Raw genomic sequence first — 12,951 nt, forward strand, 5'->3', positions numbered from 1 at the left:
ATGCGCCGTGTGGTCAGGTCGCCGCGAGACTGAAACGATCCATCGTTCCAGAAAGTCGGGTGGCTTGATCCTTCAGGCTCTGCGCGGCCGCCGCGCTCTCTTGCACCAAAGCCGCGTTCTGTTGCGTGATCTGGTCCAGCTGGCTCACTGCGGTGTTCACTTGCCCGATGCCGTCGCTTTGCTCGCCCGCTGAGACTGTGATCTCGCCCATGATGTCGCTCACGCGCTGCACCGAGCCCACGATCTCGCTCATGGTCTGGCCCGCATCGGCCACCAATCTTGAGCCCGCCTCCACCCGGTCCACGCTGGCGCCGATCAGGTTCTTGATTTCCTTGGCCGCCTCGGCACTGCGCTGCGCCAGGTTGCGCACCTCGCCCGCCACCACCGCGAAGCCCCGGCCCTGTTCTCCGGCCCGCGCGGCTTCCACCGCCGCGTTCAGGGCCAGGATGTTGGTCTGGAAGGCGATGCCGTCGATGACACCGATGATGTCGCTGATCTTCTTGCTGCTGTGGTTGATCTCGTCCATGGTCGTGACCACCTGGCCCACCACCTGACCACCGCGCACGGCGATCTCGGCCGCGCTGGCGGCCAGCTGGTTGGCCTGGCGCGCTGCATCGGCGCTCTGGCGCACGGTGCTGGTGAGCTGCTCCATGGAGGCTGCGGTCTCTTCCAGGTTGCTGGCGGCCTGTTCGGTGCGCGCGCTCAGGTCCTGGTTGCCTGACGCGATCTCTACCGATGCTGTGTTGATGCTTTCAACACCCTCGCGAATGTCCGCTACCAGCAAGCCCAGGCTGTCCTGCATGCGCTGGATGCCGCCCAGAACGCGGCCAATCTCGTCGGATCCGCTGGGAGTCAAGGTGAAGCTGAGATCTCCCTCGGCCACACGTTCAATGGCAGCGGCAGCGGATCTGAGGGGCCGGATGATGCGTTGGCCCGTGGTGTAGCCAAGGCCCAGAGCCATGATGAGCGAACAGAGTGACGCCAGCAGTGTGTGTTGAACGGCCCTTTGCTGAATGGTGGACAGCCGCTCAACCGTCAGCTTCACACGCGCGGCCACCTTGCTGCCGATGGCGTCCAACGCCTCATCAGCGGCACGCACTTGTACCAATGCGGGTTCGAGAGCCTGGCTGGCTCGCCAGGGGTCGTTGATTTCTCCGCGGGTGATGCCGACATGTATGCCTTCAACCACTTTTTCGTAGCTCGCCAATGCCTCCATCAGCCGATCCGTGAACTGTTGTTCGTCGGGGTTCAGCAGGGGACGCAGTTCAGCAATGCGTTGACTGCCAGCCGCCACTTGATCGCGCCACAACCGGTGGTCACGGTTGAGCATGTCCTCATCGGCGAGGTTGAGGAACATGTCCTTTTCGTGGCGACGCATGTTCCCGACGTTTGAGCGCAGTTCTCCAAGAGCCTGAATGGTCGAGACCTCTTGCTGTGCAAGTTGCTCGCCTGCACCGACAGCTTGCTGCAGACCGCGAAGAGCGGTGCCCGCAACGACAGCAATGCCCAGCGCACAAACACCGACCAGCAAAATCAGCTTGGCTCGCGTGGAGATATGGGAGATCCAGTTCATGGTGAGGTAGCTTCAGTGCCTGAAGGTTGAACAATTCATTGATTGCCATGGTTTTCGGCTCAGGCCCCAGGAACTTGAGTCTTCTGATTCTTGACTGATCGGCCACAGACACTGTCAATACTTGATCTCACGCTATAAACAAAGTAGCATTTATGAAGATTTCATGACAGCATGTGTTCGAGCCAATTTGTGGGGCCGGACGCTGGAAGTGCCGGAGCCAGACCTGGCGAAATCGAGCCGGCGCCTGGTGGCTCGTCAAAAGCCTGGTTGAGGCGCGCGCTGGCTATGCCTGCCCGGTGGCATCCCGTATCGCCGCGATCCCCGGCGACGGATCCCCGTCATACAACGCCAGCAGCTCGCGCAGCCGTGCGGGGTCACCAGCCGGGTTGCGCAGGCGCTGCGCCGCTGCGAGCGCCAGCAGCTCGAAGAATGCCGACCCCCGCTGACGTGCGCAGGCGATAGCCTTGTGGAACGCGGCGGTTGCGGCGTCCTGCTCGCCTGCTACGGCAAGCATCTCCGCGCGCTGCGCCAGCAGCCCGGGCAGCACGGTGTGACCGCCGAGTCGTTCGCCCAGCGCGATACCTTCCTCGATCGACGCGCGGGCCCGCGCGGTCTGGCCTGCCTCGAGGCAAGCTTGTGCATGGTGGTGGTGAAAGCCGCACAGGCCGGAACGCATGCCGAATTCTTCTGCACTGTTCGCTGCCTCGCGCATTTCCTGCAGCCCCTCTGCGACCTGTCCGCGTGCGACGAGTGAGTGCCCGTGCAGCCACGCAAAGTCGCTGCGTTCGGGCGGCAGTCCGTGGTCGCGGATCAAGGTGTACAGGCGTTCGGTGAGCTGGTGCACGGTATCGAACTCTCGCGCCAGGGCGTGCAGGATGGCCTGCGCCGAAAGCGCCGTCAGCTCGCTCAGCGCATGGTGGCTGGTGGCCGCTCGCTGCGCCGCTTGCCGTGCCAGATTGCGGGCGCGTTGCGGTTCGCCAGCGAACCAGCAGGCCAGGGCCAACCCACACGCGACTTCGACGCCGGGGTCCTGCACGTAGTGCGTGGGCGGAAGATGCATGCCCTCGCGCGCGTGGAGTTCAAAGGCAGATTCGAGCTCGTCGCGAGCACGCGAGATGTCGCCGCTGAGCAGGTTCACTATGCCCAACGCGTTGTGTGCGGCCAGTCTCAGCGCGGTGTCGCCGGTGTCGGCCAACGCCAGCATCTGGCTGGCGAGCGAGCGTGCCTCGTCCAGTTCGCCTCTCGCGTAGTGCACCCACCAGGCGCCTTGCAGCGCACGTGGCCACGCGGGCGCGCTTTCGGCCTGTAGCGCCAGAGCCTGTGAGAACGCCTTCGCAACTTGCGGATGGGCGAGGACATGCAGCCGAGTCAAGGCGACGCCTTCGAGCACGCGCAATTCGAGTTCAAGCGCCTTGGTCAGCTGCCCGGTTCCGAGCAACAGCCCGTGCTGTGCGGCGGCACGCGCCTCGACCGCGGCACCACGCTCAAGCGCACGCGTCGCGACAATCGAGAGCTGCTCTGCCGCGGCCACGGGAAGCTGCCCGCGTTCGAAATGCAATGCCAGTTCCGACGCCATCTCGCCGGCCGAGGACCCATAGGCCACGCCGAGCGCGGCCGCCCACTGCCGGTGCCATTGAAGTCTCTGTGCCTGTGCGTGTCTCTGGTACAGAACATGGCGGTACATCGTGTGGGCGAACGCGTATCGCGTGCAGATGCGGCCGCCCTCCAGCGATCGCACGCCCGCGGAGTGGAGCCAGCTGACGCGCCGTGTCGCGTCCTCCAGCAGAACCTGCAGGCGGTCGGCCGGCATGCCCAGCACTTCCCCGAGTGGCCCGTCCAGAAATTCGACGCCGCTCACACTGGCTGCAGCCAGAGCCCGCTGGTGTTCGGCCGGCAGCCGCGCAATCTGGGTCTCGATCAGCGCATGCACATCGCGCGGCACCGGCAGTGCGGCCGCGTCGGGAAAACGCCAACGCCCCTCCTGGCGCACCAGCGTGCCGTCGCTCACCAGTTCGTCGACCACGTTCACAACGAACAAGGGCAGCCCCGAGGTGTGCGCGTGCAGCGATCGCACGAACGCCTCGGGAGCTTCGTCGTCGAAGCGCGCGGCGAGCAATGCACCGATGTCCGCCTCGGACAGCGATTCAAGATCGATCTCCACGCTCAGGCGGCGCGCTCGAAGCTGCTGCCGCAAGCTCCCGAGCGGGTGTTCTTCCAGCACCAGCTCGGTCGGGCGCAAGGTGCCCAGAACCATCAGGCCCGCCGGCCCGCGGCGGTGCGCCAGGTAACCGAGCAGTTGCACGGTAGCGTGGTCGCACCAGTGCAGGTCTTCGAGCACGAGCAACACCGACGCCTCGCGCGGCATGCGATCCACCAGTTCACCGAACTCGCGCAACATGCGGTCCTGGGTCGCGCCCGCCGCCTCGCGCTGCAGTTGGCGTCGGTCCTCGTCGCTCACGAACCAGGGCATCTGGAGCAGCCAGGTGGGCGCGACTTCGCGCATGGACCGGATGAGGTGGTTGCCGTCCGGCAGGCGACACAGTGTGTTCAGCGCTTCGAGAATCGGCATGTACGGTTCGCCGCTGCCGTAGTGTTCGATGCACTGGCCAAAGGCGACGAGGGCGCCCGATGCGGCGACGAAATGCTCGACCAGCGTGCTCTTGCCCGTGCCCGCTTCGCCCAGCACGAACACCAGTTGGCGCTGCTGGCGCTGTGCTGCAGCCCAGGCTGCGCTCATTTTCGCCAGGGCCCGCTCACGCCCGACAAGCGTCGGATCCGGCGCAGGCAGCGCGCCAGCCGTCACGGGAGGCGTTGCGGAGTTCGTTGCGGCGTTGGCCCGTGCGGCCACGTCTTGCGCGAGTGTCGCGATGAAGCGATAGCCACGGCGCGAGGCGGTCTGGATGATCCGCGGTTCCCGCGCGTCGTCCCCCAGCGCCTGGCGCAACTGGCTCACGATGTTCTTGAGTGCCGATTCGTTGAGGTGGTGGTGCCCCCAGACCGCGTCGATCAGCGCGTCCTTCGCAACCAGCTGGCCCGGGCGCCGGGCCAGTTCACACAGCACCTGAAACGCGCGGGGCGGTACCTCCACGGGTTGCCCGTCACGCTCAAGCAGGGCTTCGGCTTCGTCGAGCCGGAACGGTCCGAAGTGGGTGCGAAGCGGTTCGCTGTCCGTCAATTCCGTCAATTTCGCCACTTCCTTGACGCCACCAAGTCGTCGATACCGAGCCACAAAGTGTGAATTCTAGGCTCCGATACCGAATCGGGACCGAACCGTGACCGCCGCTGGACGACTTCTGAGGGTGCCGCGCCGAGACTACCGGCCATGGTCCTGAACACTCATCCCATCTACCCCTCCGCCGGTCGTTACGTGCTGCGACTGCATCGCGATGCGCGGCCGCAAGGCGGCGGCCTGGTGGGGCGTATCGAGCACGTGACGAGCGGCGACAGCTGCGATTTCGCCAGCAGCGAAGAGCTGCTGGCGTGGCTCGAGCGCCGCGCCTCCAACCACCCCTGTCCCAAGGAGAACGAATGAAGAAGCCGCTCCCAACGCGCCTCGCACTGGCCGCCGCAACGCTGGTTGCCCTGACACTGGCCGGCTGCGCCACGCCGGTCGCACAACATGCCGTCGATGTCCCCGCGACATTCGCGGCGGCCACCTCCATCGAAGACGAGCCCGACCTCGCCTGGTGGGAGAGCTTCGGCGATCCCGTGCTCACGCAGCTCGTGCGCCGCGCAGCGAGCGAGAACCGCGACATCAAGATGGCCGCCCAGCGGGTGCGGGCGGCCCGTGCCGGAGAGACGATCAGCCGATCCGCGCTGTTGCCGAGTGTGGGCCTGTCCGCAGAAGGTTCGTACAGCGACACGGGTCGCAGCGCGGCCTACAAGGCGCAAAGCCCGGACGCAAGCCGCCAGGCCGTGGGCCTGGATGTCTCGTGGGAGCTGGACATCACCGGTCGTGTGCGGGCCGGCGCCTCCGCCGCCGAGGCTGATGCCATGGCTGCCCAATACGGCGAGCGGGGCGTGCGCCTGCTCGTCGTGAGCGACGTGGCGACGAACTATTTCACGCTGGTGGGCGCACAACGCCAACTCGATACCGTGCGTGCGATCTCCACCGCGCAGGACGAGACGCTGCGGCTCGTCACGGCCCGCCAGCGCGTGGGTCTGGCGACGGCATTCGATGTCGAGCGTGCGCAGACCGCGGCCTTGCAGGCGCGCGCGGCGATCCCGCCGCTCGAAACGCTGGCTGCGGTGTCAAGGCATCGGATCGCCGTGCTCACCGGCGGCCAGGCGGGGCAGGCGTCGGCCATCGTGCCGTTCAACGGCGCGGTCGTTGTGCCCACCACCCGCACAGGCCAACCCGCCTCCCTGCTTGAGCGCCGGCCGGATCTGCTCGCGATGAAGGCGCAACTGACAGCGGCGAACTTCCGCCGCCAGCAGGCCGCAGCCGAATGGTTTCCTCGCCTGTTTGTTGGCGCCATGTTTGGCCGCGACAGTCTGCAGCTCAACAGCATCGACGTCGGTTCCTCGCGCTTCACCAATGCGTCGGCCCTGCTGGCCATGCCGCTCTTCAATGCCGGGCGCACCCAGGCGATCAACGACATCGCCGAAAGCGGCCAGGCCGAAGCGCTCGCGCGCTATGAGGACGGCATCGTGCGCGCGCTCGAGGATGTCGAGAACTCCCTGGTCGGGCTGCGTGAAGAACGCACGCGGTCCGAATCGCTCGGTGCTGCGGCCACGTCGGCGGACGCAGCCCTGGGCCGTGCGCAATCGCTGTTTGAGCGCGGCCAGGTCGACCTGCTGCCGCTGCTCGACGCGCAGCGCGCGCGCCTGTCTGTTCGCCTTGGTGCGAACGAGAGCCAGACCCAGTTGCAACTCGCCAGCGTGCGCCTGTTCAAGGCACTCGGCGGCGGCTGGCAAGCCTTCGAATCCCCTTCCAAAACCCACTGATCGTCCTCAGGAGCTGACCTTGAAAACCACTCACGCCGCGGCCTTGATGGCCATCCCCATGGCAGCCTTGCTGGCCGCCTGCAGCCCGAAAGCCCCGCCTGCCGAGGTGCTTCGACCCGTTCGCACCGTCGAACTTCGCTTTGATGCCGCCCAACAGGCGAATCGCTTTGCGGCCACCGTGCGTGCACGCCACGAGGTGAACGAAGCGTTCCGCGTTGGCGGCAAGATCGCGCAACGCAAGGTCGAGGTGGGCCAGGTCGTCCGTGAAGGCGACGTGCTCGCCGTCATCGAAGACATCGACTACAAGCTGGCCGCGGACGCTGCTCAGCAAGCTGCAGCCGCAGCCGCATCGCAGGCACGCCAGGCCGAATCGGATCACAAACGCCTCGAGGCGCTGAAGGTCGACGGCTCGGTCAGCGAATCCGACGGCGAACGGGCACGCACCGCCGCGTTGACCGCGCAGGCCAACGCCGAAGCGGAAATGAAGAAGCTCGACATCGCGCGTAACCGGCTGAAGTACACCGTGCTGCGCGCCTCGCGCAACGGTGTTGTCACCGATGTGAGCTTCCAGGTCGGCCAGGTGGTCGCCGAAGGGGTGCCGGTCCTTTCGATCGCGGGAGACAGCGAGCCCGAGATCGTGGTGGACGTGCCGGAAGACCAGGTGACCACGTTCCGCAAGGCGCAGTTCAAGGCGACGCTCGCGAGCGCGCCGGACGAAGCGTTTGACGTGGTGCTGCGTGAGCTTGCGCCGCAAGCGGCTGCCCAGACACGCACGTACCGGGCGCGCCTGAAGCCTGCCTCGGCCCGCATGCTGCCGCTGGGCGCTACGGCCACGCTGCTCGCCAAGCGCCCAGTTGCGCAATCGCAAGTTGCGGCCATTCCGGCGACGGCGATCACGCAAAACAACGGCCAGCCGGCGGTGTGGGTCGTGCGCAGCACGAAGGAAGAAGCCTCGGCGACCGTGGAACTCGCAGGCGTCAAGGTCAACGGATTCGCCAACGAGCAGGTGTTCGTCTCCGGGCTGCCGACGGGCACGCTCGTGGTGACGGCCGGTGTGCAGAAGATGTCGCCCGGCCTGCGAGTTGCAATGCCGACCGCAGCCGAAGCCAACGCACAGGTGGCCACCAAATGAAATCCTTCAACCTCACCGAATGGGCCCTCGGCCACCGCGCCGTTGTCCTGTTCCTGCTCATCGTCGTCGCGGTGGCCGGCGCGTTCAGCTTCACCAAGCTGGGCCAGCTCGAAGATCCGAACTTCTCGGTGCCGTCGATGACCGCCGGCGTCGTCTGGCCGGGCGCGACCGCCCAGCAGATGCAGGACGAAGTGCTCAACCGCATGGAGAAGAAGCTCGAGCAGATCGACAACTTCGACAAGGTGGTCACCTTTGCCCGGCAAGGCTACGGCGGCATGACGCTCACCGTGAAGGGCGGCACGTCGAAGGCAGATCAGGCCGAAGCCTGGTACCAGGCGCGCAAGAAACTCAATGACCTGAGTCTGGAGTTGCCCGAAGGCGTGATCGGCCCGATCGTCAACGACGAATACGGCGATGTCTACGGATTGATGTACGCGGTCAATGGCGATGGTGTGAACCACGCCGACTTGTCGGATGCGGCCGAGGGCATCAAGCGCAGCATGCTCAAGGTGCCGATGGTCAAGAAGGTCGACGTGATCGGCAAGCAGACCAAGCGCGTGTTTGTGGAGTTCTCTCACGAGCGACTGGCCGCGCTGGGCATCACGCCGCTGGCGATCGCTGAGAGCCTGAAGAGCCAGAACGCGATGCTGCCCGCGGGCCAGATCGACACCGAAGGCGACCGCGTGATGGTGCGCGTGAGCGGCCAGTTCAAGAGCGACGACGACATCCGCAACGTGCCGATCACGGCCGGTGGTCGCACGATCAAGCTCGGCGACATCGCGACCGTGCAGCGCGGCTTTGAGGACCCACCGAGCTACACCGTGCGCCACAACGGTGAGCCGGTGCTGATGGTCGGCATCTCGATGACCGACGACGGCAACATCGTAGAGCTCGGCACGGCCATGCACAGCGCGGTCGAGAAGATCCAGTCCGAGCTGCCGCACGGCGTGGAGCTCGAGCGCGTGGCCGATCAGCCGACCACCGTGAAAGACGCGATCTGGGACTTCGAACGCTCGCTGGCGGAAGCACTGATCATCGTGATCGCGGTGAGCCTGGCCAGCCTGGGCTGGCGCTCCGGCCTGGTCGTCGCGACCTCGGTGCCGCTGGTGCTGGGCGGCGTGGCGCTGCTGATGCTGGCGATGGGCTGGAACCTCGAGCGCATCTCGCTGGGCTCGCTCATCATCGCGTTGGGCCTGCTGGTGGACGACGCGATCATCGCCATCGAGATGATGGTGGTGAAGATGGAGGCCGGTTGGGACCAGCACAAGGCGGCCGTGTTCTCCTACCAGGCCACCGCGATGCCGCGCCTGACCGGCGCACTGATCACCGCCGCCGGCTTCCTGCCGATCGGCATGTCGCAGTCAACCACCGGCGAGTACGCGGGCGGCATCTTCTGGATCGTCGGTGCCGCGGTGCTGCTGTCCTGGCTCTGCTCGGGCATCTTCACGCCTTACCTCGCGATGAAGATCCTGCCCAAGGAAATGGGCCACCACCACCAGGGCAGCGACCCGTACGACACCAAGTTCTATCGCAAGCTGCGCGGGCTGATCGACGGCGCGATCCAGCGCCGCTGGCTGGTGATCGGCACGACGGTCGCCGCCTTGGCCCTCGCGCTGGTGGCAACCAAGCTCGTGCCGGAGCAGTTCTTCCCCAACAGCTCGCGGCCCGAGCTGGTCATCGACCTGCGTCTGAAGGAAGGCTCTTCCTTCGCGGCGACGACCGAGCAGGTGAAGAAGATGGAAGCGGTGCTGTCCAAGGACGAGGACGTCAAGTTCTTCACCGCCTACACCGGTGCCGGCGCGCCCCGCTTCTACCTGGCGCTCAACCCCGAGCTGCCGAACACGGGTTATGCCCAGTTGATCGTGATGACGCAGGACCTGGAAGCGCGTGAACGTGTGCGCTCGCGGCTGATGGACTCAGCGAACCAGCTGTTCCCGCAGGCCTGGGTGCGCGTGACCCGCCTGGAGCTTGGCCCACCGGTCGGTTTCCCGGTGCAGTTCCGCGTGGTCGGCCCCGACACACAGGTGGTGCGCAAAATAGCCCGCGAGGTGGAGGCGGTGGTGGCGGCCAGCCCGAAGGTGCGTGACGTGCAGCTCGACTGGAACGACCCGGTGCGCGCCATGAAGGTGCAGATCGACCAGGACAAGGCGCGAGCGCTCGGTCTCACGCCGACCGACGTCTCGATGGTGACCCAGACCGTGATGAACGGCGCCACCCTGTCGCAACTGCGTGAGCGCGAAGACCTGATCGACATCGTGGCCCGTGCCGTGCCGCAAGAGCGCCTGAGCCTGGACACGCTGAAGGACATCAACCTCTACACCCGCCAGGGCACGGTCGTGCCGCTGTCGCAGGTGGCGACGGTCCAGCACGAACTGGAAGAGCCGGTGCTGTGGCGCCGCAACCGCGACATGGCCATCACCGTGCGCGCCGACGTGAAAGACGGCGAGCAGGGCGTGACCGCGACGCAGGAGATCCGACCGATGTTGAAGGACATCCAGGCGAAGCTGCCGTCGGGCTACCGCATCGACGTGGGCGGCGCGGTGGAAGAGAGCGCCAAGGCCAACGACGCGTTGCTGGCCGTGGTCCCTCTGATGCTCGGCACCATCATGTTGCTGCTGATGCTGCAACTGCAGGACTTCTCCCGCATGTGGATGGTGCTGCTGACGGCGCCGCTCGGCCTGATCGGTGTGGTGCCAGCGCTGCTGGCGTTTCAGGCGCCGCTGGGCTTCGTTGCGATCCTCGGCATCATCGCGCTCGGCGGCATGATCATGCGCAACTCGGTGATCCTGATCGACCAGATCCAGATCGAGATCAACGAGGGCCGCGATCCGTGGAACGCAGTGCTCGACGCCGCGATCCACCGCACCCGCCCGGTGGTGCTGGCGGCCGCAGCCGCGGTGCTCGCGATGATCCCGCTGACGAGCAGCGTGTTCTGGGGGCCCATGGCGATCGCCATCATGGGCGGCCTGACCGTCGCGACCCTGCTCACGATCTTCTTCGTGCCGGCGCTCTACGCTGCCTGGTTCAAGCTGCGCCGCCATCAACCGGCTGATGGCACCGACCCGGCTCCGGGCCAACTGGTGCCGGCTGCCTGAGCGACAGGGCGAGAGGGTGTCATGCTGGCCAATCTTTCAGACTACTGGAGCGGCAGCTTCCTGGCGGCCAACGCGTTCATCGCGCTCAACCTGCTGGGCGCCCTGCTGCTGGGCATGCTGGTGGGTTACGAGCGCTCGTACAACGGGCGCGCGGCCGGCATGCGCACCTACGGCCTGGTCTGCATGGCCTCGACTGCGCTCACGGTCTTCGTCGGCCTTCCCGCGTGGTGGTACGGCGGTGCGGGCGCCGCGCTGCAGGTCGACCCCACCCGTGTGGTGCAGGGGGTGGTCACCGGCGTCGGCTTCCTGTGTGCAGGCGTCATCTTCAAGGACGGACTCAGCATCAGCGGGCTCACCACCGCAGCGTCCCTCTGGGCCGCCGCCGCCATCGGCGTGCTGCTCGGTGTGGGCTTTTATGCGGCCGCGTTGCTGATGGCGCTGCTGTGCATGTTGTCGATGTCGGCGCTGCAGCGGCTGGAGTCCTGGTTGCCGGGCCGCACGACGCTGGAGGTGTGCCTCACCTTTCGCGGCGCCGGTCCGCCAAGCTTCCAGGCGCTGGCGCAGGCGGCAGAGGACCGCGGCTACCGCGTGCTGCACGACAGCCTGCGCATCACCTTCGCCAACAGCCAGCCGGTGTGGCGCTTCTGCGTGGTGGCGCCGGACCGCGCGCGGGCCACCTCGCCCGCGGCGCTGGCCGAGGACCTGGCCCGCACCGAGGGCGTGGACGGCTTCAGCCTCGTGCCCTTTCGCAACTGAACGTCTTTTTGTCCCATGCACCCTGATGTGAGCGAACGATGAAACCACTCAAGTTCCGGCAACGGACGCGCGCGCTGCTCGTGTGCGCGGTGGTCCTGCTGCTGAGCGCCTGCTCGACGGCGCGTCCCTGGATCAATCAGCCCATCGCGGCGGCGTCGCCCGTCCCAACCTCCACGCCGATCGTGGTTCCGGTCGTCGACGCCCATGAGCCAGCGCCCACGATCGTCGCTGCGGTCACGCTGTCAGGCGGCGGTGCGCGCGCCGCCGCCTTCGGTCTGGGTGTGCTCGAAGAACTGAAGGCCACGCAATTCAAGCTGGACGGGCGGCCGACGACGATGCTCGACGAGGTGGGGCTGGTCAGCGGCGTGTCGGGCGGCAGCATCCTCGCGGGGTACTACGCGGCCTTCGGCGACGACGTCTTCACGAGCTTCGAGCGCGATTTCCTGCTCATGAACTTTCAGTCCAACCTGATTCATGACCTGCTTCTGACACCGCGCACCGCCTACGAGCTTTCCTCGCCCTGGTACGGCCGCAGCAACGTCCTGGCGCGGCAGCTCGACACCGTTTTCCAAGGCAAGACCTTTGGTGATCTGCGGGCACAATCCTCGCGGCGGCGCCTGCTCGTCACAGCCACCGACCTGACCACCGGTGCGCCGTTCGAGTTCACGCCCGAGCAGTTCGCGCTGATCTGCTCCGACCTCGACAGCGTGCCGCTGTCCTTCGCGGTCGCAGCGTCGTCATCGGTGCCGCTGTTGCTGAGCCCGATGACGGTCAAGAACTACGCCGGCAGTTGCCCGCCGCCCGCGCCCTTGAACGCAGGACAACAGGCCGATGCGAACCTCTCGGCCCGTGTGCTGCAACTCATCGCCGGCAGCTACAGCAACGCGGAGGAACGGCCGTACATCCATCTCGTCGATGGCGGTCTCGTCGACAACCTGGGCGTGCGCAGCCTGCTGGACCGCACTGTCGCCGCTGGTTCGTTGAGCGCCACCTTCGGCGGTCTGCCGCCGGGCTCGGTGCGCAGGATCGTGCTCGTCAGCGTGAATTCCGAGCGCGACACGACCGACCGCATTGACATGAGTGACCGTGTACCGAGCACCTCGCAGGTGCTGGACTCGCTGGTGTTCGGCGCCGGCGCCCGGGTGACGACCGAGACCACCATGATGATGGGCGACGTTACACGGCGCCTGTCCGAGGAGTTGCAGGTTGCCCGCAACCAGCCCGGTGGACCGTTCGCGCCCGACGCCGAGATCCACGTCATCAACCTGCGTCTGCAAGACCTGCAGGACCCTGGCCTCCGACATGCGGTGCTGCGCGTGCCAACCGCCCTGACGATCCTGCCGGGACAGGTGCGCGAGCTCCGCGCCGCCGGGCGCGCGGCGCTGCGCGAATCGCCCGCTTTTCAGCACTTGCAGCGCAGCCTGGACGGGGCGACGCCGGCACGGTAG

At 66.6% G+C, this 12,951-nt stretch carries 8 protein-coding genes; 6 read left to right on the top strand and 2 right to left on the bottom strand.

The genetic code is table 11. The features are described 5' to 3' along the window. Positions 1–13: 13 nt before the first annotated feature. Positions 14–1,573: a methyl-accepting chemotaxis protein gene (locus tag IV113_RS16415; protein WP_291087052.1), complete on the bottom strand. Its 1,560-nt coding sequence runs from the start codon at positions 1,571–1,573 to the stop codon at positions 14–16. 283 nt (positions 1,574–1,856) lie between these two features. Further along, entirely contained in the window at positions 1,857–4,757 is a 2,901-nt protein-coding gene (locus tag IV113_RS16420) for an AAA family ATPase (RefSeq protein ID WP_291087054.1), read from the bottom strand. A 138-nt stretch (positions 4,758–4,895) separates the two neighbouring features. Between IV113_RS16420 and IV113_RS16425 the strand changes: the two genes are divergently transcribed. Genes IV113_RS16425 through IV113_RS16450 form a run of 6 tightly spaced genes read left to right on the top strand, consistent with a single transcriptional unit; the run spans position 4,896 to position 12,951 of the window. Next, on the top strand, positions 4,896–5,105 hold the full coding sequence (locus IV113_RS16425; protein WP_291087056.1) for a hypothetical protein: 210 nt from the start codon (positions 4,896–4,898) through the stop codon (positions 5,103–5,105). Continuing rightward, a complete protein-coding gene (locus IV113_RS16430) occupies positions 5,102–6,520 on the top strand; it encodes a TolC family protein (RefSeq protein WP_291087058.1) in 1,419 nt (472 codons plus the stop codon). Before IV113_RS16425 ends, IV113_RS16430 begins: the two co-directional genes overlap by 4 nt. A gap of 58 nt (positions 6,521–6,578) precedes the next feature. Continuing rightward, on the top strand, positions 6,579–7,652 hold the full coding sequence (locus tag IV113_RS16435) for an efflux RND transporter periplasmic adaptor subunit (RefSeq protein WP_291087059.1): 1,074 nt from the start codon (positions 6,579–6,581) through the stop codon (positions 7,650–7,652). Then, positions 7,649–10,747, top strand: a complete 3,099-nt coding sequence (locus tag IV113_RS16440; RefSeq protein WP_291087061.1) for an efflux RND transporter permease subunit — start codon at positions 7,649–7,651, stop codon at positions 10,745–10,747. The genes IV113_RS16435 and IV113_RS16440 overlap by 4 nt, the downstream gene beginning before the upstream one ends. 21 nt (positions 10,748–10,768) lie before the next feature. Then, positions 10,769–11,503, top strand: coding sequence for an MgtC/SapB family protein (locus IV113_RS16445; protein ID WP_291087063.1), 735 nt, complete (start codon positions 10,769–10,771; stop codon positions 11,501–11,503). 38 nt (positions 11,504–11,541) lie between these two features. Then, on the top strand, positions 11,542–12,951 hold the full coding sequence (locus tag IV113_RS16450; RefSeq protein WP_291087065.1) for a patatin-like phospholipase family protein: 1,410 nt from the start codon (positions 11,542–11,544) through the stop codon (positions 12,949–12,951).

It is taken from the genome of Hydrogenophaga sp. (assembly GCF_018780385.1).
Lineage (GTDB): Bacteria > Pseudomonadota > Gammaproteobacteria > Burkholderiales > Burkholderiaceae_C > Hydrogenophaga.